Origin of the sequence: Zhouia spongiae, from assembly GCF_022760175.1 — a bacterium.
GTDB classification, from domain to species: domain Bacteria; phylum Bacteroidota; class Bacteroidia; order Flavobacteriales; family Flavobacteriaceae; genus Zhouia; species Zhouia spongiae.
The window spans coordinates 2,906,646-2,933,094 of sequence record NZ_CP094326.1; the positions used below are offsets into that span (position 1 = coordinate 2,906,646).

The 26,449-nt window shown below is 36.2% G+C and carries 18 protein-coding genes and 1 pseudogene; 2 read left to right on the forward strand and 17 right to left on the reverse strand.

Annotated features, from left to right (window positions below; genetic code table 11):
• Window positions 1–71: 71 nt before the first annotated feature.
• The 15 genes and pseudogenes from MQE36_RS12610 to MQE36_RS12680 form a co-directional block, all read right to left on the reverse strand.
• Window positions 72–1,274, reverse strand: coding sequence for a FecR family protein (locus tag MQE36_RS12610; protein ID WP_242936335.1), 1,203 nt, complete (start codon window positions 1,272–1,274; stop codon window positions 72–74).
• Between the two features lie 76 nt (window positions 1,275–1,350).
• A complete protein-coding gene (locus MQE36_RS12615; protein ID WP_242936336.1) occupies window positions 1,351–1,929 on the reverse strand; it encodes an RNA polymerase sigma factor in 579 nt (192 codons plus the stop codon).
• Between the two features lie 299 nt (window positions 1,930–2,228).
• Window positions 2,229–3,119 (reverse strand): mechanosensitive ion channel family protein, encoded by an 891-nt coding sequence (locus MQE36_RS12620; protein ID WP_242936337.1) that lies wholly within the window; start codon window positions 3,117–3,119, stop codon window positions 2,229–2,231.
• A gap of 101 nt (window positions 3,120–3,220) precedes the next feature.
• Window positions 3,221–4,522, reverse strand: a complete 1,302-nt coding sequence (locus MQE36_RS12625; RefSeq protein ID WP_242936338.1) for an APC family permease — start codon at window positions 4,520–4,522, stop codon at window positions 3,221–3,223.
• 54 nt (window positions 4,523–4,576) lie between these two features.
• Window positions 4,577–4,867 (reverse strand): chaperone modulator CbpM, encoded by a 291-nt coding sequence (locus MQE36_RS12630; protein ID WP_242936339.1) that lies wholly within the window; start codon window positions 4,865–4,867, stop codon window positions 4,577–4,579.
• Window positions 4,868–4,937: 70 nt separating this feature from the next.
• Window positions 4,938–5,771 (reverse strand): annotated as a pseudogene (locus tag MQE36_RS12635) (DnaJ C-terminal domain-containing protein); the annotation flags it as partial.
• A gap of 704 nt (window positions 5,772–6,475) precedes the next feature.
• Window positions 6,476–7,387 carry a PorP/SprF family type IX secretion system membrane protein gene (locus MQE36_RS12640; protein ID WP_242936341.1) on the reverse strand — a complete coding sequence of 304 codons (912 nt, stop codon included), beginning with the start codon at window positions 7,385–7,387 and terminating at the stop codon, window positions 6,476–6,478.
• Window positions 7,388–7,460: 73 nt separating this feature from the next.
• Entirely contained in the window at window positions 7,461–14,867 is a 7,407-nt protein-coding gene (locus MQE36_RS12645) for a BspA family leucine-rich repeat surface protein (RefSeq protein ID WP_242936342.1), read from the reverse strand.
• Between the two features lie 255 nt (window positions 14,868–15,122).
• A complete protein-coding gene (locus MQE36_RS12650) occupies window positions 15,123–16,685 on the reverse strand; it encodes an AraC family transcriptional regulator (RefSeq protein ID WP_242936343.1) in 1,563 nt (520 codons plus the stop codon).
• A 289-nt stretch (window positions 16,686–16,974) separates the two neighbouring features.
• The gene (locus tag MQE36_RS12655) at window positions 16,975–17,220 is read right to left on the reverse strand and encodes a hypothetical protein (protein ID WP_242936344.1); all 246 of its coding nucleotides are present in this window, start codon (window positions 17,218–17,220) and stop codon (window positions 16,975–16,977) included.
• A 175-nt stretch (window positions 17,221–17,395) separates the two neighbouring features.
• Window positions 17,396–17,545: a hypothetical protein gene (locus MQE36_RS12660; protein ID WP_242936345.1), complete on the reverse strand. Its 150-nt coding sequence runs from the start codon at window positions 17,543–17,545 to the stop codon at window positions 17,396–17,398.
• A 364-nt stretch (window positions 17,546–17,909) separates the two neighbouring features.
• On the reverse strand, window positions 17,910–19,028 hold the full coding sequence (gene leuB, locus MQE36_RS12665; RefSeq protein WP_242936346.1) for a 3-isopropylmalate dehydrogenase: 1,119 nt from the start codon (window positions 19,026–19,028) through the stop codon (window positions 17,910–17,912).
• Between the two features lie 11 nt (window positions 19,029–19,039).
• The gene (leuD, locus tag MQE36_RS12670) at window positions 19,040–19,630 is read right to left on the reverse strand and encodes a 3-isopropylmalate dehydratase small subunit (RefSeq protein WP_242936347.1); all 591 of its coding nucleotides are present in this window, start codon (window positions 19,628–19,630) and stop codon (window positions 19,040–19,042) included.
• Window positions 19,631–19,637: 7 nt separating this feature from the next.
• Window positions 19,638–21,044, reverse strand: coding sequence for a 3-isopropylmalate dehydratase large subunit (leuC, locus tag MQE36_RS12675; RefSeq protein WP_242936348.1), 1,407 nt, complete (start codon window positions 21,042–21,044; stop codon window positions 19,638–19,640).
• Between the two features lie 5 nt (window positions 21,045–21,049).
• A complete protein-coding gene (locus MQE36_RS12680; protein ID WP_242936349.1) occupies window positions 21,050–22,222 on the reverse strand; it encodes a 2-isopropylmalate synthase in 1,173 nt (390 codons plus the stop codon).
• Window positions 22,223–22,376: 154 nt separating this feature from the next.
• Between MQE36_RS12680 and MQE36_RS12685 the strand changes: the two genes are divergently transcribed.
• On the forward strand, window positions 22,377–23,921 hold the full coding sequence (locus tag MQE36_RS12685) for a hypothetical protein (protein WP_242936350.1): 1,545 nt from the start codon (window positions 22,377–22,379) through the stop codon (window positions 23,919–23,921).
• A 32-nt stretch (window positions 23,922–23,953) separates the two neighbouring features.
• Window positions 23,954–24,835, forward strand: coding sequence for a DMT family transporter (locus MQE36_RS12690; RefSeq protein ID WP_242936351.1), 882 nt, complete (start codon window positions 23,954–23,956; stop codon window positions 24,833–24,835).
• Here MQE36_RS12690 and MQE36_RS12695 read toward each other — a convergent pair.
• The gene (locus MQE36_RS12695) at window positions 24,830–25,528 is read right to left on the reverse strand and encodes an RluA family pseudouridine synthase (RefSeq protein WP_242936352.1); all 699 of its coding nucleotides are present in this window, start codon (window positions 25,526–25,528) and stop codon (window positions 24,830–24,832) included. The two genes, MQE36_RS12690 and MQE36_RS12695, sit on opposite strands and share 6 nt — an antisense overlap.
• 9 nt (window positions 25,529–25,537) lie before the next feature.
• Window positions 25,538–26,356 (reverse strand): 3-methyl-2-oxobutanoate hydroxymethyltransferase, encoded by an 819-nt coding sequence (gene panB, locus MQE36_RS12700; protein ID WP_242936353.1) that lies wholly within the window; start codon window positions 26,354–26,356, stop codon window positions 25,538–25,540.
• Window positions 26,357–26,449 lie beyond the last annotated feature (93 nt).

A 26,449-nucleotide genomic window follows, 5' to 3' on the forward strand; every position in this document is an offset into this window, starting at 1 on the left:
GGTGGGACATTTTCCGGTTTTTTTGTGATCTATTTTAGCTACTTCTATTCACTATATTCTAATTTTTTATTTCATGGATTAGTTATGGTATTAGAAGGTTTGGTTATTACAATCTTATTGTTTTCTTTAACGAAATCAAAAGGAGTGTCCACCTGAAAGGCATCCATGATATCTTCTATTGATTCATTAAGAAAGGTCGCAGTATAAACTTGTTCATTTATAGTAGAATACTGACAATCAATTACAATATTAAATTTCCTTTCAAGTTTCTTTTTAATGATTTCGAAAGAGGTGCTTTTGAACACTAATTTATTCTCGATCCATGATGTGTAAATCTCTGTGTCAACCTCTTTTATCCTAAATGATTTACTTGTCTTACTCCATTCTGCCATTTGGCCTGGTGTTAAAACTTCTCCATCATTATTAATGTTATTTTCATTAACATTTACAGAACCTTCAATTAAGACAGTTTGAATGGTGGGGTCTTCGGGATAATAGGAAATATTAAATTGAGTACCCAATACCTGAACATTAATATCATTGGCCTTAACTATAAACGGATGTTTGATATCTTTTGCTACATCGAAAAATGCTTCTCCTTTTAAATACACCTCACGATTTTTACCTTCTAAAAACGCAACAGGATAGTTTAAAGAGCTACCTGAATTTAGTTTTACTTTGGTTCCATCCGATAGTACAATGTCAAAATGTTTCCCATACGGTACATTCAGTTCATTATATACAAGTTCTTTGTTTTGTTTCCTTTTTTTATACTGTAATTCATTACCTTCCTGAGAAATAATTAATTCACCGGATGTGTCCGTAATAATTTTATTCCCATTTTCAGATATTACTTTTACACTTCCATCCTGAAGAGTCAGGGTAATACTTTCTGAGTTGCTTAGGTGAATCTTTTCCTGAGTAGGAGCGGCGGTGTTTATCAGGCTGAAAAAGATCGTACTACCTATTATGATTGTTATGATTGATGCAATACGATAAAACAGTTTCCGAGAAGTTTTTTTCTTGTTTAATGTTCTTATTTTAGGGTCTTTTATCATGTATTCTTCAAACAAACCATCGTACTTGTCTGATGTTTTATGTTTTTCATTTTTGGGTATATGAGTCCAGTATTCCTGAAGCAGAGTATCTAACTCTTCTTTGTGTGCATTCTTTTTTATAGAGTCTAAAAGAAGATCTAACTCTTTTCTGGAGATCTTATCGTCTATATATTTTCGGAATAAACTTTTAATGTTATTTATATCTTTTGATGACATAATCAAGTTTTGTTCTTAGGCCTATATATATAATACACCTGAACTTGATAAAAGTCCCAAATGATTTTCAGGAAATTTAAAAAAAGATAGAAAAGATTATCAGAAGACTATATGCAGAATCGGTCAAATAGTACTGGAGTTGTTCTTTTATAAACTGGGTTGATTTCCAAAGATGATTTTTTACAGTCTTTTGTTTTATTCCCAACTGTACCGCAATTTCTTCATTAGTTTTACCCTCGAATTTTGATAGTATAAATATGTTTTTTTTCTGTTCAGGAAGCTTCTGAATAATTTGTTCAGTAATATGAAGATAGTCTTTTAATACAATACTTTCTTCTGTATTTGAATGAATTTGCGTGATGTTATTCCATAGATTTTCTTTGAGAGAATCTTGGTTAGCGACTTTACGAAGATGATTTAGAATTAGGTTTTTTGCAATTTTAAAAATGTAAGCATTTAAATTCAGGTCTGAATTCAGATTATGCCTGTTAACCCATATTTTAATAAAAACTTCCTGGAAAATTTCTTCAGAAATATATTTTGATTTAGTTAATGAAAAAGCAAAGTTGTATAGCCGAGACTGATACTCGGCAATCAAAGCCTGAAAGGCTTCCACATCTCCTTTCTTTAATGAATTAATGAACTGTTTATTCATTTTTGACAAATTCATTTTGGTGAGTTTTCAACTATAAACCGGATGATTAATAAATGAATTTCGCAACCAATATATTAAAATTTTCTTAATGTTTTAATATTGTTGGGGTGATGTGTAATCAAAAAACTTTCGAATAGTTAGTTTTAAATGTTAAAAGCGTGATATTTTAGTATTCAAACTATAAGATTATGCTGTTTATGTATAGAGTGAAGGTATCTCTTTCAATAAGATAATACGCTAAATTTATATTTTTATTCTGTGTCTTAGAAGTATAAATAGTTTAATTGAAAAGCAGTGAATTATGGTTTTATTTTTATTTCCTTGTCAAATAAATTAACTCCTCCTTTAACTCCAAAATCTACAGTGGTAACCGGATAGGCAATGGAAATATTTTCTTGTTCAAATCTTTTCTTTATCCGCATGATTACGTCGTTCATTCCCTTGCAGAAATCATCATTTGACTCAAATTTCACCCAATACCGAAGCATAAAATTATATGTTGAACCGCCGATATCGGTAAAGTAAAAATCGATTCCTTCTTCGGGTAGCAGTTCTTCAATTTTTTTAACTTCGTCCAAAGCTACTGTTCTTACATGTTCCAGATTATCACCATATGAAACGCCACTTTTCAGGATAATACGTCGTTTTTGCCAGGTAGAAAAATTAGTAAATGTACCATTATAGATAATCTGGTTAGGGACATATACTTCTTGTCCGGGTACCGTTTTAATTTTTGTTGTCAACCAGCTGATATCCAATACGACTCCGTATTTGTTATCAATTTCAACCCAATCACCTATCTTATACGGTCTTTGCATATCAAGCAAAAGTCCGGCAAACATATTTGAAGCGATATCTTTAAAGGCAAAACCGGCAATGATTCCTACGATTCCGGCTCCTGTTAACAATTTCCCTAAAGGTTTTTCCAGATCCAAGAGGTGAAGTGCCAGGAATATCCCTGTGATTACAAAAAAGAAATACAGTGCTGAAGCAATTACCCGTTCGATGTTTAAATGACTGTTATTGAATATTTTAGAGTATATTTTCAAGCATGCCCTCCGAATGACCTGAGCTATGATGATGAATAGCAGGACAACAATAATGGCCAGTACTACTTTGGGAATGTGGTCGAGAACGGATTGTTGAAAATCCCGCCATACCTGCTCAATGTAATTTACTGTATGATTCATCTGAAACTGAATTTAAAGTTGTAATAAAAATATTTCCTGCAAAAATTAAAGTGCCAAAAATGGCGAACATGTCGTTATGATTCTCATATTAAAGAATGTTTTTAAGGCATACTTTTTACCTGTTTGGTTTCTTTATTTTTCTTGTAGATCCATTCTATTAGAAAACATATTATAATGATTCCCAGAGAAACATATATTCCGGTAAGATTGGTCTTGATCTGCTGGTCAATTAAGATGATCAGGGCCAGCATACAAAGTATAAATCCCAGTAGGGGAACAGTTCTGTTGGCTTTGATGGTTCCGGATAATTTAAAACCTGTATAGTTTACGATTCCGAAAATAAGTATAAATCCGATACTGCCTGCAGTTGAAATGCTTTCCAAATTTAATATGTTTACAAGTACAAGTGTCGATATGGCTGTTATCAACAGCCCTACGGGTTGATTCCAGAATTTTGATAAGAAGTGGTGGGGGAGTTCATCGTCTTCAGCGATTTCGTAGTTCACCCTGCTTCCGCCATAGAGTGATGCATTGATAGCAGAGAATGTAGAGATCAGGGCAGCAATAGTAATTATGGTAAACCCTGCTTTGCCCAGCATAGGTTTGGCAGCTTCAGCCAAAACATAGTCTTGTGCAGTAGCGATGGTTTTAAAAGGCAAGGATCCGACTGTTACCAAGGCAATTATAATGTAGAGAAAAATGACAAAGATTACCGAAATATAATAAGCTTTGGCAATGTTCTTTTGTGGATTTACTATGTCGGGAGCAGCATTAGCTATAAGTTCGAAGCCTTCATATGCAACAAAAATAACCATGCCGCCTGCAAAAAGTTTAACAGGGGTTTCCCAGTTTGATACGGATAATTGTTCAATAGTAGGATTTCCGATTAGTCCATAAATACCTATGCCAATAAAACCAAGAAGTATAATTAATTTAATTACAACAGCATACGACTCTATTTTTCCTACTACCGTCAGGCTGTAGTAATTTATTGTTGTTGCCAGGATGATGATAGTACTTGCATATATATGAAAATCGAGAGATTTGCTGGCCGTTACCTGAAACAGGTTTGGCGCATACGAACCGAATGCTGAAGCATAAAGTGATAACATAATGATATAACTTATCCATAAGAGGTTGTTTATGGCACCGCTGAATATAGTTTTCCCAAACCCTTGGTTGATAAACTTTACAGTCCCTCCGCGATCGGGGTACGCCTTGGATAGTTTTACGTAGCTGTAAGAGGTGACAAGTGCTAGTAGCCCGGCAAATAAGAAGGCTATGGGGGTGCCTCCTTTGGCAAGGGAAACGGCCAGTCCCAGTACGGCGAAAATACCGCCGCCAACCATCCCTCCAATCCCTATTGATATGGCATCTTTTAAACTGATCTGATTTTTTTTCATATGGTAGTGTTCAATCTTAAGTTGATTTTTTTTGCGGACAGGTTAATGCCAAATCTATTCATAGAGGTCCAGTTTGTTTTTTAACAACTGAATGGTATGATGCATTTCATCCATTTTACGAATCATATTCTTAATGACATCTATTCCCTGCATATTGATCTCCAAGTCGTAATACAATCGTATTAACTGTTCCAGTACTGGTAATTGATCTTCATAAATAAATCTGTTATGGTCTTTTTCGACAAAATCTATGAGTCCGTAGAAATGTAAATCGTCTATGAAAGTTTTGTCGAGTCCATGGTGTATTATAAGTGTTTCCGTATTAATGAGCTGATGACTTTCCATGTTATTTTAATTTAGATAGTTGGGTAAATAATGCTCTTTGTTCACTACTGAGTTTTTCAGGTAGTTCGACCTTATATGTGATATACAGATCGCCAAATTCACCATCCTTTTTGTATATCGGGAATCCTTTGCCTTTTAAGCGGACTTTAGTTCCGTTTTGAGTTCCTTCTTTTACTTTTAATTTTACCTGATCGGAAAAGGTATCGATGATTACATCACCTCCGAGAACTGCTGTGCAGAGATCGATGGGCTGTTCTGCGAAGAGATCAGCTCCAATACGTCTAAAGCGGTTGTCAGGAGTAATATTGAAAGTAATATATAAATCTCCTTTAGGACCACCGTTAACGCCTTCACCTCCATGTCCTTTGATTTTAAGGGTTTGTCCGTTTTCTACACCGGCGGGGATCGTAATGCGGATTTTTTTACCGTTAACAGTGAGTATTTGTTTTTGAGTTGTATAGGCGTCTTTTGCAGTTAATTGCAGAGTAGCATCATAATCCTGCCCCCTGAATTTTGCTTGATGCCTTCTGGAACTCCTCGCGCCACCAAACATAGAGCTAAAGAATTCTGAAAAATCGTCATCACCAAAATCTGCGGAAGAATAGTGCTGATAACTCCGGCCTCCACCATAACTACTTTGATGAGCTTTGTTCTTTTTAGCCTCCTCAAACACATCAGCATGTTGCCAGTCTTTTCCGTATTGATCATATTTTTTTCGCTTAGTAGGGTCGCTTAAAACTTCATTAGCCTCATTAATTTGTTGAAATTTCTGCTTCGACTCCTGATCATTAGGATTCACATCGGGATGATATTTTCGAGCTAATTTTCTATAAGCTTTTTTAATGTCTGCTTCCGAAGCAGATTTATCGATCCCTAAAACTTTGTAGTAATCTATATATTCCATGTTATATAGTGTGTTTGTTTTATGTGATACTGAAGTATCTGAATTTCAGGTAACTATTTTGAAGATACAAAAAAACAGGGAAATGGGTAAGGATGTTCTTTGTGGCTCTACTAACATACTTATTGCGTAAAAGTGAATTTGTTTGTTAAAGAAAAGCTATGAGATTCTGGGATGTCATTTTTGAAGTGAAACGGTTAAGCTATTAACTAAGTGTGATTTAAAACGTTTTACCCGATCATTCATAAATGTTGTATTTATGCAAAAATTGTGGTTATTGTATACCGGAATACAACAATAATTTATAGGACTGCCGAATTATGACTTGAAGACTTTTGCTTTAACGAACTTTTGTTTATAACCTTATTAAAATCGAACGCTAATTTAAAATAACATCATTTTTGGGAATTTTAGAGGTTGTTTTGTAAATTGTAGTTCTTCATGCAAAAAACAGGATTATTAGTATTTAATAGGCCAGGTTCGCTTCAAAATAACATCAAAAAGTCCGTTTAAGTCCGCTCAAGTCCGTTGCTCCGATATAGATACTCCCACTTCATACATTCCCTTGCCATACATTGGTTGGCCTGGAGTCTATCCGTGGGAAATATTTCCTAATCAACCTCAAAAGTCTGTATTCAAAGTCTAATTGTTATTGTTGTTGACGGAGAGGTATATATAAAGAGGTTTTTTGTAGGATTTAATAAGAATTAAGAATGGTTAAATGTATAAGAAACCACCAGTCCATGGCTATTCCCCAGTAAGGAATCTTTAAAGCCTAGGTTGTAATAATATACAAATTTTAGACCTTTTAATGCGTAGATACCACCCAGAAAATTCACCGATGAACTGCTACGGTAACCGGCACCAACTTCAACTTTATTTTTAAAGTTGGCAGCCAGATTAATATCGAGTTGCATGGGTGCTCCTTCTTCATATTTTAAGAAAGCACTTGGTTTAATCATAATTTCTTCAAATTGATTTGTGAAAAACCTATAGCCAAAATAACCATAAACCGGATTGGAAAGATTGAGGTCGTTTCTGGAGGCCAACCGATCGCCTAGAATATTTGGTGCTGAAACACCTGCATAGAAACTGGCACAGTTGTATAAGACTCCAACACCAACGGCAGGGATGGTAGCGTTGACATTTTCTGAAAATGCAGGATCACTGATGATCCCTAAATCCAATAGATCTTCATTAAGCTGGTGTACACCGGCAGTGAGCCCAAACGATAATACATTCTGATCGTAAATTTGCCAATAAGGGCGATCACTTTTAAAATCGAAGAATATCTTATACGAATAGGCTACATAGGCACTTGTATTGGTCGTTACCCCTATTTTGTCACGTAATATGGCACCACCTAAGCCCATTTTCCCTTCAGATAGAGGAGAGTGGAAACTAAAAGCCAGGCTTTTCGGACTCCCTTCTACATTATTCAAATATCCATAGTTGCTAAAAGTAGCTTCTGAACCAGATGCCATTCCGGTATATGCCGAATTAATAATAAACGGATTATAATTATATTCAGGAAACAATGATGTTTGTTGTGCCCTGCTGTTATTTTGAAATAGAGCAATTAAAAAAAATGCTGAAATATAGATTTGTATGCTTTTCATCTGTTTATTCTTCGGTTTTTTAATTGGTCAGATGGGATTCACCATTAATTTTATTGTGGAGGCTCATTTCTCCTTATCGTTTTATAACCAGGAACCCTTTCGTATTTGTTGCGATATTTCCATTTGAGACCTGTATCTGAAAGAAATAGGTTCCGGCAGGAAGTTTTCCACCACCGATTTTAGTATGCTTATTAGCTACACCGGTGAAAATATTTGCCCGGTTATCGTATCTGTCAGTTTGAAAGACAAGATCTCCCCATCGGTTATATACGGAAACTTTGTTGTCCGGATAATTTTCAATACCCTTGATCTCCCAGAAATCGTTGATACCATCTCCGTTTGGTGAAAAACCATATTTGGTTTTGATTGAACTATCCATTTCTGTAGCAAAGCTGATACCTGTACATCCTGTGGCGTTTCCAAAGGCATTGTATGGAATTACCGAGACATGGATTGTTGTATTTTCCGGAAGCTCGTCTGCAAGGCTGTAACTGGTAGTTGTTACGGATTCGTTGTTAACGATATCGTTCCCGCCTGGATTGGTTCCGATAGTAATATAATATCCGTCTGCATGGGCTACAGCATCCCAGGTGATGTTAGTATTGATACTGACGTCGGTTGCTCCGTTTGCCGGACTTATGATTGTAGCACAGTCAGGAATAACTGCAACGGCTTCTGTGGTGAAACTAATCTCACCACAGCCCGTTGCTAGGCCCCCCAGCCCATATGGTAATAGAGACACATAAACAGTTGAATTCTCAGGTAAGTTTATGGTCGGCTTATATGTTGTAGCCGTTACCGCTTCGTTGTTAACGATATCTGTTCCACCCGGATTGGTTCCGATAGTAATATAATATCCGTCTGCATCGGCTACAGCATCCCAGCTAATATCGGTACTGATACTGACGTCGGTTGTTCCATTAACAGGACTTATAATAGATGTACAATCAGGAGCCGTGGCTGTAGTTTCCGTAGTAAAACTAATCTCAGAACAACCAATAGCACTTCCTGTGGAATTATATGGAATTACCGAGACATAAATTGTTGTGTTCTCTGGTAAATTACTAGCTAAAGTATAGCTCGTTCCTACTACTGATTCGTTGTTCACAATATCGGTTCCGCCTGAAGTAGTTCCGATTGATATATAATATCCATCGGCATCAGAAACAGTGTTCCAACTAATTCCTGTACTAACACTAACATTCGTTGCTCCATTACTTGGAACTGTAATTGTGGTACAATTCGGTGCGGTTGGTACTATTTCCGTAGTAAAGCTAATTTCAGAACATCCTGTGGCACTTCCTGTGGAATTATATGGAATTACCGAGACATGGATTGTTGTATTTTCCGGAAAATCGTTAGTAGGTGCATAGCTCGTTCCTACTACTGATTCGTTGTTAACGATATCTGTTCCACCGGGATTGGTTCCGATAGTAATATAATATCCGTCTGCATGGGCAACAGCATCCCAGCTAATATCGGTACTGATACTGATGTCGGTTGCTCCATTAGCAGGACTTATGATGGATGTACAATCAGGAGCAGTGGCTATAGTTTCCGTAGTAAAACTAATTTCCGAACATCCTGTGGCACTTCCTGTGGAATTATATGGAATTACCGAGACATAAATTGTTGTGTTCTCTGGTAAATCACTAGCTAAAGTATAGCTCGTTCCTACTACTGATTCGTTGTTCACAATATCGGTTCCACCTGAAGTAGTTCCGATTGATATATAATACCCATCGGCATCAGAAACAGTGTTCCAACTAATTCCTGTACTAACACTAACATTCGTTGCTCCATTACTTGGAACTGTAATTGTGGTACAACTCGGTGCGGTTGGTACTATTTCCGTAGTAAAGCTAATTTCAGAACATCCTGTAGCACTTCCTGTGGAATTATATGGAATTACCGAGACATAAATTGTTGTGTTCTCTGGTAAATCACTAGCTAAAGTATAGCTCGTTCCTACTACTGATTCGTTGTTCACAATATCGGTTCCACCTGAAGTTGTTCCGATTGATATATAATACCCATCGGCATCAGAAACAGTATTCCAAGTAATATTTGTATCCACTGCTACATTAGTTCCTCCATCACTTGGAACTGTAATTGTGGTACAATTCGGTGCGGTTGGTACTATTTCCGTAGTAAAACTAATTTCCGAACAGCCAATAGCACTTCCTGTGGAATTATATGGAATTACGGAGACATGGATTGTTGTATTTTCCGGAAGCTCGTCTGCAAGGCTGTAACTGGTAGTTGTTACCGCTTCGTTGTTAACGATATCGTTCCCGCCGGGATTAGTTCCGATAGAAATATAGTATCCGTCTGCATGGGCAACAGCATCCCAGGTGATGTTAGTATTGATACTGACGTCGGTTGTTCCATTAGCAGGACTTATAATGGATGTACAGCTTGGGACATTAATAGGTGCTGTCCCTGTAACAAAGCTTTCTTCTGAACAGCCAATAGCATCTCCTTCATTATTGTATGGAATTATTCGAACATAATATCTTCTGTTTTCTTGTAAGTCTTGAGTGAAACTATAAGTTGTTATGTTTCCTACATCAATACTGTTCACAACCTCTATACCTCCTTGAGTAGTTCCCACACTTATTAAATATCCTGTAGCATCGGCAACCATATTCCAAGAAAGGTTGGTGTCTACCGGAACATTGGTTGCTCCGTTTATTGGATTCACTAAGCTTGTACAAGTAGGTGGCACTGGAATAAACTCTGTTTTAAAAGATTCTTCTCCACAATTTATTGCTTCTCCTTCATCGTTATAAGGAGTTATAGTTACAAAAACATCGGTATCTTCTGGTAAATCTGCTGATAAACTATATGTTGTATTATTGCCAACATCAACATGATTAAGAATATCTGTTCCTCCTGAAGTAGTTCCCACTGTAAGTCTGTACCCATCTGCATTACTTATAACATTCCATTCTAAATTTGTACTTACAGATATATCTGTAGCACCAGCAAGTGGTAAGGTTAAGTTGGTACAATCTGGTACTGTTGATGGAGTTGTAGACACCGTAAAGCTTTCTTCTGTACAAGGTCCTACCGCATCTCCGTTTTCGTTTGAAGGTACAATAGTAACATAAACTGTTTCTCCTCCTGAAAAATCTGTAGCAAATTCATAAGTGGTGGCATTTACAACAGTTTCGTTTATTATGGTTCCTGAAGGTTCAATTCTAATTGTTAAAGCATATTCACGTGCATACAAAACAGATTCCCAAGTTAAATTGGTATTTACAGGAACATCTGTTGCTCCATTTAAAGGCGCTATTAACTGTGTACATTCTGGAATAGGACAATCTAAGACATCACCTGTAAAAGACCATCCAAAATTATCCATCATTGATTGCCTTTCCTCTACAGCATCACAATAGGGAAGAGTGTTAGCTCCTAGATTTATTCCAGGTGTTAGTGTTTGTTCAGACCATGCAATAAGCGTATTGTCGTAATTTACTCTAGTAAGAGCTGTATTATCTAGCATGTTCTGCATGTTAGTTACACCACTAATATTCCAATCACCTAAATCTTGATTAAAAGCTGTAGCGTTATTAAACATAGCGTTCATCGATACCGTATTTAATAACCATTGGTTTAAAGGTTGATTAAACAAACTTGCTCCTTGAAACATTCTATCCATGTTCGTTACTGCTGTTGGCCTCCAATTATTCATTGGTTGATTAAAGTTTGTTGCACCATTAAACATATCTTGCATGGTGGTTACTCTCCTGATATTCCAACTTCCCATAGCACCATCAAAGACTATTGCTGTTTGAAACATGCCTTGCATATTAGTTACCGATGCGACATTCCATGAATCTAACGGTCTATTAAAAGACGTTGCTCCTCGAAACATTTCTTGCATGGTAGTTACAAAAGATACATTCCAATTATTAATATCTTGATTAAATGCAGACGCTCCATGAAACATTTCAGCCATCGTTTGTGCTTCGCCTGTATTCCAATTCCCTAAGGGTTGGTTAAATATTTCTGCATTTTTAAACATGGCTTCAAAGTTTGTTACCACAGAAACATTCCAGTTTTCCAACGGACTATTAAAAGCAACAGCTTCTTCAAACATCGAAGGCATTAAGGTTACTGAACTTACATTCCAAGAATTTAATGGTTGGTTGAAAACTGTGGCTTCTTGAAACATCTGGCTCATATTAGCAACAGCACTTACATCCCAAGAGTTTAATGGCTGATTAAATGCTTCTGCTCTTCGGAACATACCTGACATATTAACTACTGAGTTTACATCCCAAGAATTTAACGGTTGGTTAAACATTTGAGCATTGTAAAACATTAAACTCATGTCCGTTACATTGGTTACATTCCAACTATTTATAGTTTGATTAAAGTCGCTAGCACTCTGAAACATGCTCTGCATGTTGGTTACTGAAGATACATTCCAATTACTTAGGGCTTGATTAAAAGAAGAAGCGCCTTCAAACATTGAAGTCATGTTTGTAACAGCACCTACATTCCATGAGTTTAAAGGTTGATTAAAATCAACACATCTCTGGAACATTTCAGACATATCTGTAACATTACTTACATTCCAATTATCAATATTTTGGTTAAAAGCCATGTTTGAAATAAAACCATTAAACATTTCAGACATATTAGTAACATTACTTACATCCCAATTATTAAGTGGTTCATTAAATGCTTCTGCTCTTTCAAACATTCTGCTCATATCGGTAACACTGCTGACATCCCAGTTATTAAGTGGTTGATCAAATACTTCTGCACTCTGAAACATTCTGCTCATATCGGTAACACTTCCTGTGTCCCAGCCTCCTATATTTTGATTAAACTCTGATGTCCTTGCAAACATAAAGTTCATATTAGTTACATTACTTACATCCCAATTATCAAGCGGTTGATTAAAAATTGATGCTGCACCAAACATACCGTACATATTGGTTACATTGCTTACATCCCAATTATTAATATTACCGTTAAAGTTTTTACAGGCAATAAACATTCTTCCCATATTAGTAACATTAGTAAGGTTAGGAACATCTGTAGCATTATATTCCATATTTTCACATCCAGAAAATGCTCCTTCCATACTTTGCCAAACTTGGGTACCCCATTGATCTATTGAAAGTAGTTTGTATGAATCCCCGGAAGATTCTTCATGTTTTGGTGCTGGAAATGTACCAATTATACTTACGGTATAAACACCGGGTACTAAATAAGTATGGGTTATATCTTCTGTAACATTATTATTATATTGTCCATCTCCCCAATCTATAGAGTAATTATAAGTTTGGCCTGCTTTTGTTTCTATTTCTAGCTGATTAGGTCCAGAAGTAGTTCCATAAGATCTTTGAAGCGTCGTATCATAGGTAAGTTTAAAAGTGTCTGGGCTATTTACCCAACTTGCAACAACTGTAAAACTAATTTCTTGGCAACCTGTTGCTGGTCCTTCAGCGTTATACGGAACAACGGTTACATATACAGTATCGCCCGGAATAAATTCATTAGTAAAATCTACTCCTACAACATTTCCTACATCTTCATTATTATATATAACTTGTGAAGTCGCTCCATTTTCTCTTCGTACACTAATTCTGTATCCGGTAGCATTAGGAGCTGGATTCCAACGAATATCACTGTTTGCAGGCACATTGGTGTCACCTGCTTGTGGCATTGTTATTTGAGTACACAATACATAAGAACAGTTTACAATGTCTCCTGATATAGTCCAACCATTATTATCAATTAAATTTTGTCTTTGGCTTAAAGCATCACAATAATTAAGATTCGTCGCCCCTAAATTAACATTATTTTGAACTGCTTGAGCGCTCCAAGCTATAAGGATGTTGTCATAGTTTTCTTGAGAAATACCACTATTTGACAACATATTTGTCATATTTGTTACTCCGGATATATCCCAGGTTCCGATATTTTGGTTAAAAGCGCTCGCTTGATTAAACATATTAGACATATTATTTCCTGATGCAATTACCCAAGTACTTATGTCCTGATTGAAAAGAAGCGCCCTGTCAAACATGTTTTGAAAGTTGACAGCATTACTCACATTCCAATTATTTAAAGGCTGATTAAAAGCTTGTGTTTGTTGAAACATACTGCGCATGTTTGTAACACTACCTACATTCCATGAGCTCAAAGGCTGATCGAAGACTTCTGTTTCCTGAAACATACTTTCCATATTCGTAACATTACTGACATTCCACGAACTGATGTCTTGATTAAACTCCGTAGCCTCTTCAAACATACTCTCCATATTAATAACATTACTCACGTTCCATGAACTGATATCTTGATTAAATGCTGAGTTTTCTCTAAACATGAAACTCATATCAGTAACACTGCTTACGTTCCAGCTGTTTAGAGGTTGATTGAATACAGCATCCCATGCCCATCCATCAAACATGCTAGACATATTTGTAACATTACTTACATCCCAATTATTTAAAGGCTGATTAAAGGTTCTGTTTCTAAAAAACAGTTTTGACATATCAATAACATTACTAACATTCCACGAATTTATAGGTTGGTTGAATTTAGATTGACTAAACATTCCCATCATTGTTGTAACATTACTTACATCCCAATTATTAATTGAGTTGTTAAAACCTGACCCTTGAAATGTACTAGTCATATCGGTAACATTACTTACATCCCAATTATTCATAGGTTGATTATAATTATTGGTATACCTGAATGCGCCATTCATATTGGTTACATTGGAGGTATTCCAATTATTAATATTTTGATTAAAACTTGATGCTTCAGACAAAAAGTATTGTAGGGTAGTAACTGATGAAGTGTTCCAGTTATCTAACGGTTCGTTGAAAATTATCGCATGATGAAACGTATATGACATATCAGTAATTCCGATAGTATTCCATTGATCTAATGGTCTATTAAAGACTTCACAATTCATAAATAACCCTGATATATTAGTTATAGTACTCACATCCCAATCGTTCATAATACCATTAAACAATGAACAATCTCTAAAAGCATTTTGTAGGCTAGTAACTTGACTTAAATCTGGTGGAGTAATAGCATCAAAATTTATGTTTTCACATCCGTAGAATGCATTTTCCATACTTTGCCATTGAATAGTACCCCAAGACAATATTTCAATAATTTTATTGACATCTCCTGCATTGTTAAAGTAGATTGCAGGAAACGTACCATCTATTTTAACAGTATAAGTTCCTTGTGAAGCATAGGTATGGGTAATGTCTCCTGTTACATTTGAATCTATATTCCCATCGCCCCAATCAACAGTATAAGAATAAGTGTATGCAGGATTGGTTGGTATAGTTATTTCATTAACAGCAGAAGAACCGCTACTTATGTTTGTTGTGTTCCATAATGTAGTAAATGATTGTGAAGATAATTGACCACTAAAAACAAAAAAAAGAAAAGTAAAACAGTTCTTTATAAATTTACTAGTTGATTCGCTCATACTTTTAATACAATTTTCTATGCTTTCTTTATGGTATCATTTTGATAAACAACTGCAAGAAAATAAGCAACGGTAAACTATTGCTTAAATGCTTTGTCAGCATTTATAGACATGATATTATCCCATTCAAGAAATCACTTTTTTGTATTCAATTTATGGTTGTTGCTCAATAGTAAATGGATATGTTACTTGTAATGGGTGGTGCAAGGTATAACTGTTAGCCATTTTAGGAGTATCATTCTAAAGAGTGGAACCTTATTTGGTGGCTTTTTTTCGGTATTCGCTGGGGGTGTAACCTGTCTGTTCTTTAAATACGCGGTTAAAAGTTGTTTTACTTTTAAATCCCGAATCGAATGCTACAGCAAGTATTTTGATATCTTTATTTATGGAAAGAGCCAGAATCTCTTTGGCTTCTTTTATCCTATATGAGTTAATCAACTGATAAAAGTTCTTGTTGAATCCGTAATGTAATGTTTCTGATAAATGATGACTGCTTACCCCTAATCTTTTAGCAAAATCGGTTTGATTCAGATCATGGTTTAAATATATTTTTTCCACATTCATCATTTCTAAAATCTTCTTTTTGTAAAGCCTTCTGCTTTCTTCTGATAATGATGAATTCTTATATTTTTCCGATTCTTTATTAAATAGCTTCTCTACTTTAGGTTCAGTGGCTGCTATATTCCTTTTCTGTTTATTCTGCTTCGAATAGGTCCAAAATAATATTCCGCATCCGGTTATAAATAATAAACTGAGCCAGGCCGCATTTTTTTGTTGTTTGGAAAGGTTCGCTACAGCTTTTTCCTGAGCGAAAATTTTCTGATCCTTATGTTCTATTTCTGCTTTTAATTCGTCTGTTATAGCTTCTTTTTGATTGTCAAGGAAATTTATACGAACTTCATTGTACTTTTTCTCGGCATCAGCGAATGCTTTCCCTTTGTTCTGTTCTTTATATACTTTAGATAAATATTCATAACATGTCATTTCAATTTCAAGAATGCTTTGTTCTGAGGCAATACTCAAAGATTGTTGCAGGTATTGTTCTGCTTCTGTATGGTTATTCAACTTAAAATTGGCAACCCCCAGATTGACCAAAAGCCAGGCCTTTACTCTTACATTCTTTTCATAGGCTTTATACGTTGTGGCTTTTTTAGCCGTTTCAATAGATTTTTGGTAATCTCCCAGTTTATAGTATGAATTACTAATATGGTTTAATGATGTGAGGATAACATTTTCATTGCCTGTTTTTTCTCCAATTTCTTTAACCTGAAGCGCATAAAGCAAAGCTTTTTTTTCGTCGTTCATAGCGGAGTAACTTATTGACAAACCACTTAGTGCAGCTACTTTTATTAAGTTTGGTTTCTCGGTCTTGTCGGCTTGTTTTAAAACCAGATTCATGGTTTCTATACTTTTTTCATAAAGCTCAACATTGTTGTATATGTTTCCCAGATTCACCAAGACGACTGTTTCGGCTTGTTTATCATCAGGTATTTTCCTGGCTACAACCAATGCATCCCGATATAACTCTATGGCTTCCAGATATTTTGTTTGCATGTTTAAATTTATGGCCTGATTAACCATGGCTTTTACCTGCAAAGCTGTGAGATTGTTTTTTTTAGAAATAGTGTATAAAGAATCGCTGTATACTTTATGAAGTTTGTAATTACCTTGCCGGTAATACGATAATATCAGATTTAAGTAATTTTCTGCTCTTTCGGTTACATGAAGGGTATCTGAATAATCTTCTGCTTGTTTGATTTGGGCTTGAAGAAGTTCAGAGAATATGAGAAGTATAATAAGAGCCAGTTTTCGGTACATTAAATTGTATTTAGATGACAAAAATACAATATTGGTAGTTTTTTTCTGTAGACATAAAGAACTGTTTTCCTGGCCTAGGTGCCAAGGGAAGTATTATGGTTGCAGAATATGGCATAAAGACTAATACTAATTAAAGAATCTGCCATATAAGGCAATCTCAATATCAGGACGGGCATTACTGATATTGAAAGTTCATGACACAGCTATAAGGCCTACACTTTATAATAACGTTTCGATTACGCTCGAAGTAACAATATGTTATGAGTGATTGCGGGCAATCTAAATTTTCTTAGAATAAGGAAGCAGGTTCTATCTGTACTTCTTTGATTTTTACAATATATTCTTTTACATCGTGCATCAATTCACCCTCATCATCCAGTTTAACTCTTTTAAATACACATACATCATTATTAATCCTTTTGATATGTGCTTTAATGACTGCATTAGAAAAGTGAATATTAACGATATCGCCACAATTGAATTCAGGTTTTATTCTTTGCCTAAAGAATTTTGTCGGGAGTAAATTTGCTATCATACTTTAATGTTTTTAGGTAATTTGTTGATGAAAAATAGATTAAATATCTGATGTGATGAATCTTAGGGGGTAAATGGTTCTTTAAATCCGATTAATCGGTATAAATGATGATCCATAAGAAGTCATATCTCATGTTTGAGAAAAGGTAACAGCTCTTGTTATACCGAGGATTCTTTTATCCCTGATTTTTCATTTTTTGCATAATGGTATCAAACTTTTCATTGGTAATGGGATTGACATTTTGGATTTTTAGATACCACTTTAAAAAATTGTTCATTCTGTTTATTGAAGTTTTGCCTTTTTGTGTTGTAATTGTAGTGTTCATAACTCTTGTTTTTTATGTTCAGGCTCTTAAAACACTTTTAAACGACCTGATTACAACAAGCTCGTTTAAATATAACCGACTGATACGGTGGGTCTTATGCGGTTGAGTTGGGGTAGGGCAGTAGGTGTTGTTCTCTGTTATTCTTATGGTTATGACGATACTTAAATTTATGAAATTGAATAAATTAAGCTTCAATTAAACAGATTAAGCGCCTTCAAAAATCGATAAAAAGAGAGAGGCAGACTAAAAAAGAATATGTTAAAAAAAGAAAACCCCCACTCTAAAGGTGAGAGCGGAGGTTTAACACACACTAAAAACTAATCAAATTTAATGAATAGAGAATTGGTTGATTAATGGTCTTAATTTAAATAATGGTGGACTGTCCGTAATTAATGTTTTCCTGATTGTAGTTGATAATTTCCTCAGCATTTGAAATATAATCTGCAATAAAATCGCCTACTTGTTCAGTTCCATACTGACTGTCCGGGTTAAGGTCGGTTGTAACTATATTTAATTCTAGCGATTTGTCTACCGCTTTATTAATTGCTTTTGCTTCTTCATTCAATCCAAAATGTTCCAGCAACATTGCTGCTGATAAAATGGAGGCAACCGGGTTTGCTATATTTTTTCCCTTTGCTTGCGGGAAAGAACCATGAATAGGTTCAAACATTGCATTTTCATCACCGACGGAAGCAGAAGCCAATAAGCCGATAGATCCACCTATCACGCTACCTTCGTCTGATATGATATCACCAAACATATTTTCGGTCAGGATGACATCAAACTGACTTGGATTTAAAATTAACTGCATTGCCGCATTATCCACAAAAAGATAGTCTAATTCAACATCTTCATAGCTTTTGCCAATATTTGTAACAATTTTTCTCCATAATCTGGATGTTTCCAGAACATTGGCTTTATCTACGAGAGTTAATTTCTTTTTTCTGCTCCTGGCAGCCTTAAAGGCCAGGTGTGCTATGCGTTCAATTTCCTTTTCGGAATATTCACAAAGATCGGATGCTATTGTACCTTCTTTGTTCAGCTTTTTCTCTCCAAAATAGATCCCGCCGGTTAACTCCCTGTAAATAGTAAGATCTGTACCTTCTATTCTGTCTCTTTTTAACGGAGATTTATCTATTAAAGTCGGGTATGCCTTAATAGGGCGGATGTTTGTATACAGGCCTAGTGATTTTCTCAGTTTCAATAAGCCTTGTTCAGGACGGACTTTTGCCGATGGATCGTTATCGTATTTCGGGTCGCCAATGGCTCCAAATAATACCGCATCGTATTCTAAACATAAGTCTAAGGTTTCCTGTGGCAATGGGTCACCGGTTTCATCGATAGCAATAGCACCGGCTAAAGCTTCTTTAAAAGTGAAAGTATGGTGATATACCTCTGCAACTGCGTTTAAAGTTTTAATAGCCTGGGCTGTAACTTCCGGACCGATTCCGTCTCCTGCTAAAACTGCTATATTTAATTTCATAACAATAAGTCTTAAATTGTTCTTGAAGCTTCAAAAGCTTCAATTTTGTCATGTTTGCTTACTAAAAAATCAATATCATCATATCCATTGATCAAACACATTTTTTTATATGGATCGATTTCGAACGATTCTTTTATATCGGTATTTTTAACTTCAAAGGTCTGTTGTTCCAGATTTACAATAAGTTCTGAGTTATGATCTTCATCAATAGCATCAAATACCGCTTTAAGTGTTTCGGGTGAAACCTGTATTGGCAACAGGCCGTTGTTAAGGGCATTTCCTTTAAAAATATCGGCAAAGTAGCTTGATATTACCACCTTAAACCCATAATCGGTCAGGGCCCAGGCAGCATGTTCCCTACTGCTTCCACATCCGAAGTTATCGCCGGCAACTAAAATCTTTCCGCTGTATTGTCGGTTGTTAAAAACAAAAGATTCGTTAGCACTGCCATCTTTATGATATCGCCAGTCCCTGAAAAGGTTTTCTCCAAATCCGACTTTATTTGTAGCCTTGAGAAAACGTGCGGGAATAATCTGATCGGTATCAATGTTTTCAATTGGTAATGGGATGGCTCTTGATGTTAATTTTTCAAATTTTTCCATAATGATCTTAGGCTATAACTAAATCTTCTTCCTCAATTTCTTTACTTACGTCCACAATTTTGCCTGCTACTGCCGTTGCTACGGCAACGAGAGGGCTGGCGAGAATGGTTCTGGCTCCCGGTCCCTGTCTTCCTTCAAAGTTCCTGTTGGAAGTAGATACACAATACTCTCCTGCCGGGATTTTATCTTCATTCATTCCCAGACATGCCGAACATCCGCTCTGACGGATTTCGAAACCGGCAGCTTCAAAAATCTCCTGAAGCCCTTCTTTCTTTATCTGTTTGGCGACTTGCTGGGAACCGGGTACTATAAGTGCCGTTACGTTCTCAGCTTTTTGCTTTCCTTTTATATAAGATGCGGCTATTCTGAAATCTTCAATTCTTGAATTGGTACAACTACCTACAAATACATAGTTGATTGTTTTCCCCAGTAATTTTTCTCCTTTATCAAAGCCCATATACTGTAACGATTTTTCAAAAGAAACATCATTTAGTTCAGGAATTCGATCCGTTATCTTTATTCCCATTCCGGGATTGGTACCATAGGTAACCATAGGAGCTATATCGGCAGCATCAAATGCATACTCTTTATCGAATGTGGCGCCGTCATCGGTAGGAAGTGTTCTCCAGTATGCAACTTTTTTATCAAAGTCATCTCCTTTTGGAGCAAATTCCTTCCCTTTCACATACTCAAAAGTAGTTTCGTCAGGAGCAATCATCCCACCCCGGGCACCCATTTCGATACTCATGTTACAAACAGTCATTCTGCCTTCCATGGTCATATCTTTAAAGACATCACCTGCATATTCAACAAAATAGCCAGTACCGGAATTGGTTCCCAGTTTGGCAATAATGTACAGGATAACATCTTTAGGCAGCACGCCATTTTTGAGTTTCCCATTTACCGTAATGCGCATACTCTTAGGTTTACTTAGTAGTAAACACTGGCTTGCAAATACCTGGGCAACCTGGCTGGTACCGATACCGAAGGCTATCGTACCAAAAGCACCGTGGGTAGAGGTGTGACTATCGCCACAGACCATAGTCATTCCGGGTTGGGTAACTCCCAGTTCAGGTGCCATGACGTGTACAATTCCCTGATAAGGATGCCCCAGGCCATAAAGGGTGATTCCTTGTTTTTCACAATTTTCTGTAAGCATTTCTACCTGCTTTTTTGAAAGCAGGTCCTGAATAGGCAAATGCTGATCTTTAGTCGGAACATTATGATCTGCAGTAGCAACGATCTGTTCTTTTCTAAAGATTTGTATGCCACGATCCTCCAATTCGGCAAAAGCTTGGGGACTGGTAACCTCGTGAATTAAATGTTTATCTATATATAAGATCTGTGGACCATTTTCAACGGTGTCTACCACATGCGAATCCCAAACCTTATCAAATAATGTCTTCTTTTCCATTTAAATTATGCAATCGCTTTAATATCTATTTTACTAAGTTCTATGATCTGATGAATGTCTTCATCCAATACTTCTTTCTTTACATCTGCAAATTTCAGGAATTCCTGATATACTACATCCAGTTGTAACTTAGTTAATTCATATCCTACATTTTTTGCCCTGTAAGCCAAGGCTGCACGTCCGCTTCTCGCGGTTAAAATGATAGCAGATTCTGTAACGCCCACATCAGCCGGGTCTATAATTTCGTATGTTTCACGGTTTTTAATCACTCCATCCTGGTGGATACCGGAACTGTGAGCAAAAGCATTAGATCCTACGATGGCTTTATTCGGCTGAACAGGCATAGCCATACTTTCTGAAACCAACCTGCTCATTTCGTATAGGTGTTTAGCATTAATGTTGGTGTCGAGATTTAAATAAGGGTGCTGACGCAAGATCATTACAACCTCCTCAAGAGCTGTATTTCCGGCACGTTCACCAATACCGTTAATGGTACATTCGATCTGGCGTGCCCCGTTAACAACACCAGAAATTGAATTGGCGGTAGCCAATCCTAGATCATTATGACAGTGACATGACAATATAGCGCGGTCTATACCTTTTACATTTTCCCTTAAATATTTCATTTTGGCTCCATATTCTTCGGGCAGACAATAACCGGTTGTATCCGGTATATTAAGAACCGTAGCACCGGCTTTAATAACAGCTTCACATACTTGAGCTAAAAACTCATTGTCTGTTCTTCCTGCATCTTCTGCATAGAACTCTACATCTTCTACAAAAGATTTGGCATATTTCACGGCTTCAACTGCTCTCTCAATGATTTTATCGCGATTGCTGTTGAACTTGTACTTGATATGCGAATCTGAAGTACCGATACCTGTATGAATTCTCGGTTTTTTGGCGTATTTTAGCGCTTCAGCGGCCACCTCAATATCTTTTTTGACAGCCCTCGTAAGACCACATACCGTTGCGTTCTTTACGATCTTTGCAATTTCTGTAACCGAAGTAAAGTCGCCCGGACTTGAAATTGGAAATCCTGCTTCAATCACATCAACCCCCAGCAGATCCAGTCTTTCAGCGATAACCAATTTTTGATCGGTATTTAACTTACATCCCGGGACTTGCTCTCCATCTCTTAATGTTGTGTCGAAAATTTGGACTTGTTCTTTACTCATACTGAATTTTTAAAGTAATTTCATTAATGTGGAACGAATATATATATTGCAGTGTTAAACACGAGCCCTTCTTTGAGTTTTATTACAATGTTTAATAAGTTTTAAGAATGTGTAATTAATTGATTATTAGTAATTTATATTTTATTTTGTTACAATGACAAGCAGTTCAAAAGAACCATTATTTGTTTTAATAAAGTCGCTTTCCAAATCTGAAAAAAGACAATTTAAACTCTATGTAAACAGGTTAGGGGTAAATGCTGATGCGAAATTTTTAGCGCTTTTCAATTTATTGGATAAAATGAGAAGTTATGATGAAGATGAAGTATTAAAAAGCGGGATTGTCAAAAAACAACAGTTATCAAATTTAAAAGCGCACCTGTATAAGCAGGTATTAACCAGTTTGCGGATGAATCCGGTGAATCAAAATATCAGGATCCAGTTAAGGGAACAACTTGATTTTGCTACGATTCTCTATCATAAGGGTTTGTATAGGCAAAGTCTTAAAATTCTGGACAAGGCAAAGAAACAGGCTGTTGAGAATGAAGAAAAAGTAATTGCTTTTGAAATTGTAGAACTTGAAAAGGTTATTGAAACCCAATACATAACCCGCAGTATTAGCGGTAGGGCAGATGAGTTGGCCGTACAGGCCAAAGAGCTTATGCAGGATAATGTTATTACCAGTAAGTTGTCGAATTTATCATTGCAATTATATGGTATTATGCTCAAAATGGGTTATGTAAGAAGCGATAAAGAGTACAACTGGGTTACCAATTATTTTAACGCAAGGATGCCGGAATGTAATATAGAAAGTTTAGGCTTCAGGGAAAAACAATGGTTATACCAGGCACAATTGTGGTATAGTTTTCTGACCCAGGATTTTTTGAACTGTTATAAGTATGCGAGTAAGCTGGTCGATTTGTTTTATGAACATAAAACCATGATCTATTTAAATCCTGTATTCTTCCTTAAGGGAAGTAACTACCTCTTGGAATCTCTTTATTATATAAAATACAGATCTCAGTTTCAGCAAAGTTTAGCTCGTCTGGAAGAAACTTTGGCTGAAGAGCATTTTCCGAAAAACGGGAATCTGGAAGTGCTTTCTTTTTTATATAGCTACAGTAATAAACTGAACCTTCATTTTTTGGAGGGAACTTTTGGAGAGGGATTATATCTTGAAAAACCCATCTTAAAAGGATTGAAAGATTATAGTGATAAAATAGACGAACATCATGTAATGATTTTCTATTACAAATTAGCATGTCTGTATTTCGGGGTTGGGGATAATAAGAAGTGTATATTTTACCTGAAGAAGATAATAGATAACAAGAGCTTGATTATGCGCGAAGACCTAATGTGTTTTTCCAGGGTTTTGAGTCTGGTAGCCCATTACGAAGCAGGTTTGGATTATCATCTTGAAGTACAACTTAAAAGTACTTATAAGTTTTTATTGAAAATGAATGACCTTCACGAGGTGCAAAAAGAAATAATAAAGTTCCTGAGGGGACTTGGCAATATTTATCCTCATGAACTGAAACGGGAATTCAAAAACTTGCATGCCCGGCTAAAGAAATATGAAAATGACCCTTACGAAAGAAGAGCGTTTCTTTATTTGGATATTATATCGTGGCTGGAAAGTAAAATAGAAAACAAACCAGTAGGCGAAATTATAAAAGAAAAAGCCAAGTTATTAATAAGATAATACAGTTTTAAACCGAATAAAGCATTCATCGTTTGATCTCAAAACCTCTTCATTTTAAACACATATTAGAGCTGAATTTTGCGGTATTATGTATAAGTACTTCAGGAGCATTAGGCAGGTACATTGTATTGGCTCCGGAACAAACAATCTTGTTCAGGGCTATTTTGTCTATGATATTTATGTTTCTTTATTGTAAGGTCAGGGGGTATGATTTTAAAATTAAGTACGGATCAGATTTTCGGGTCATACTCTTGTGCGGTGTATTCTTCGGAATTCACTGGGTTACTTATTTCTATGCATTAAAACTGTCTACCGTTGCCATAGGGATGCTTTCTATTTATACGTATCCGGTTATAACTTCATTTCTGGAGCCGGTGATCTTAAAATCGGGATTTCAAAAATCGCATTTACTTTTAGCTTTACTGGTGCTTACAGGGGTGTATTTTCTGATTCCGGAAGTAAATTTTAAAAATGATCACTTTATAGCTGTCTTGGCAGGTGTTACTTCAGCCTTCTTCTACGCTCTGAGAAACATCCTGATGAAACCTAAAGTGGAAAGGTATAACGGGTCCGTTCTGATGTTGTATCAATTGGTAGTGATTACAGCTATGCTAAGTCCTTTATTACTGTTTTCTGATTTTATTCAGGTAAAGGAACAATTGCTTCCAATAGCTTTTTTAGCATTGATAACAACTGCAGTAGGACATACATTGCTTTTAATGAGCTTTAAACATTTTAGTGTAACTACGGCAAGTATCATGAGCAGCGTTCAGCCCATATACGGAATATTGATCGGGATGTTGTTTTTAAAAGAAATACCGGGATTGCATACAATAATAGGAGGAATACTAATTCTCAGCGCTGTCTTTATTGAAAGTTCGAGAACAATCCGGATGTCAAAAAAGATGTCATGAATTACAAGCACTCCAAAGCGAATCGTTCGGGAGAGGAGCAACAATTTCCAAGAGTTCTTTCTTTACAGGATGAATAAATGATAATTTCCTTGCATGCAAATGGATACCGGCATCTGGGTTACTTCTGTTGAAGCCATACTTTAGATCTCCTTTTATCGGGTACCCAATCGATGATAGCTGACTTCTTATTTGATGGTGTCTTCCTGTTTCAAGTTCAATTTCCAGAAGGGAGTAGTTGTTCAGTTCTTTAATAACGGTATAATGCAGAACGGCTTTTTTACTGTCCGGAACTTCATTTTTGTGGGCATATGATTTATTCTGCTTAGGGTTTCTAACCATCCAATGCACCAGCGTATCCTGTTTTTTGGAAGGATAGTCCTTTACTAAGGCCCAATATATTTTTTTTGCTTCCTTGGTAGCAAATATCTTATTTAAACGGGGGAGTGCTTTAGACGTTTTTGCAAATAACACGATCCCTGTAGTAGGGCGGTCTAATCGATGTACCACACCTAAATAAACATTCCCGGGCTTTTTATACTTATCCTTTATATATTCTTTTACAACCTCACTCAAGGGGGTGTCGCCGGTTTTATCTCCCTGTACAATATCACCGGCCCTTTTGTTTATTACAATAAGGTGGTTGTCTTCATAGAGAACCTGAAGATTATGTTTGTTGGAAAGAACCTTGGACATACTTAAAAATCAATATTGTTCATCATCGCTGGGGAAATCCGCACTTTTTACATCAGATACGTATTGAGATACTGCACCTGTTATTTCTTCGTATAAATTTAAATAACGTCTTAAGAAGCGCGGACTGAATTCATGTGTTATCCCGAGCATGTCATGGATTACAAGAACTTGTCCGTCTACACCGTTTCCGGCTCCGATCCCAATAACAGGAATACTTATACTTTCGGCAACTTCTTTGGCTAATTTTGCCGGTATTTTTTCTAGAACGATGGCAAAGCAACCTATTTTTTCCAGGTATTTGGCATCTTCTTTTAATTTTTCAGCTTCTTCACCCTCTTTTGCCCTAACGGTGTATGTGCCGAATTTATAGATAGATTGAGGAGTCAGGCCTAAATGTCCCATCACCGGAATACCCGCATTGAGAATACGTTTTATGGACTCTTTTATTTCTCTTCCTCCTTCCAGTTTTACAGCATGTGCTCCACTTTCTTTCATTATTCGTATTGCTGAACGTAGCGCTTCTTTAGGATCGCTTTGGTAGCTTCCAAAAGGGAGGTCTACGACTACAAGAGCCCTGTCTATCCCTCTGATTACAGAACTGGCATGATAGATCATCTGATCCAGCGTGATAGGGAGCGTAGTTTCATGTCCTGCCATTACGTTACTTGCCGAATCTCCTACCAATATGACGTCAACCCCGGCAGCATCGACCATCTTGGCCATACTGTAATCGTAGGCGGTAAGCATAGAAATTTTCTCTCCATGCTGTTTCATATCGACAAGCGACTTTACGGTAACTCTTTTGTATTCTTTTTTAGCAACAGACATAATTTTATTTTTTAGAGACAGTAAAAGTAATGAGTTTTGTTAAACTTTTCTTTATTGCAACCGTTAAATCCTGTATCGTGATTACCTTTAAGA

Excerpts from the sequence above, each read along its gene's own strand:
- leuB (WP_242936346.1), bottom strand. The coding sequence starts at position 19,028 with ATGAAATTAAATATAGCAGTTTTAGCAGGAGACGGAATCGGTCCGGAA.
- MQE36_RS12615 (WP_242936336.1), bottom strand. The coding sequence starts at position 1,929 with ATGAATAAACAGTTCATTAATTCATTAAAGAAAGGAGATGTGGAAGCC.
- leuD (WP_242936347.1), bottom strand. The coding sequence starts at position 19,630 with ATGGAAAAATTTGAAAAATTAACATCAAGAGCCATCCCATTACCAATT.
- panB (WP_242936353.1), bottom strand. The coding sequence starts at position 26,356 with ATGTCTGTTGCTAAAAAAGAATACAAAAGAGTTACCGTAAAGTCGCTT.
- MQE36_RS12640 (WP_242936341.1), bottom strand. The coding sequence starts at position 7,387 with ATGAAAAGCATACAAATCTATATTTCAGCATTTTTTTTAATTGCTCTA.
- MQE36_RS12685 (WP_242936350.1), top strand. The coding sequence starts at position 22,377 with ATGACAAGCAGTTCAAAAGAACCATTATTTGTTTTAATAAAGTCGCTT.
- MQE36_RS12620 (WP_242936337.1), bottom strand. The coding sequence starts at position 3,119 with ATGAATCATACAGTAAATTACATTGAGCAGGTATGGCGGGATTTTCAA.
- MQE36_RS12660 (WP_242936345.1), bottom strand. The coding sequence starts at position 17,545 with ATGAACACTACAATTACAACACAAAAAGGCAAAACTTCAATAAACAGA.
- leuC (WP_242936348.1), bottom strand. The coding sequence starts at position 21,044 with ATGGAAAAGAAGACATTATTTGATAAGGTTTGGGATTCGCATGTGGTA.
- MQE36_RS12680 (WP_242936349.1), bottom strand. The coding sequence starts at position 22,222 with ATGAGTAAAGAACAAGTCCAAATTTTCGACACAACATTAAGAGATGGA.
- MQE36_RS12695 (WP_242936352.1), bottom strand. The coding sequence starts at position 25,528 with ATGTCCAAGGTTCTTTCCAACAAACATAATCTTCAGGTTCTCTATGAA.
- MQE36_RS12630 (WP_242936339.1), bottom strand. The coding sequence starts at position 4,867 with ATGGAAAGTCATCAGCTCATTAATACGGAAACACTTATAATACACCAT.
- MQE36_RS12645 (WP_242936342.1), bottom strand. The coding sequence starts at position 14,867 with ATGAGCGAATCAACTAGTAAATTTATAAAGAACTGTTTTACTTTTCTT.
- MQE36_RS12655 (WP_242936344.1), bottom strand. The coding sequence starts at position 17,220 with ATGATAGCAAATTTACTCCCGACAAAATTCTTTAGGCAAAGAATAAAA.
- MQE36_RS12650 (WP_242936343.1), bottom strand. The coding sequence starts at position 16,685 with ATGTACCGAAAACTGGCTCTTATTATACTTCTCATATTCTCTGAACTT.
- MQE36_RS12625 (WP_242936338.1), bottom strand. The coding sequence starts at position 4,522 with ATGAAAAAAAATCAGATCAGTTTAAAAGATGCCATATCAATAGGGATT.
- MQE36_RS12610 (WP_242936335.1), bottom strand. The coding sequence starts at position 1,274 with ATGTCATCAAAAGATATAAATAACATTAAAAGTTTATTCCGAAAATAT.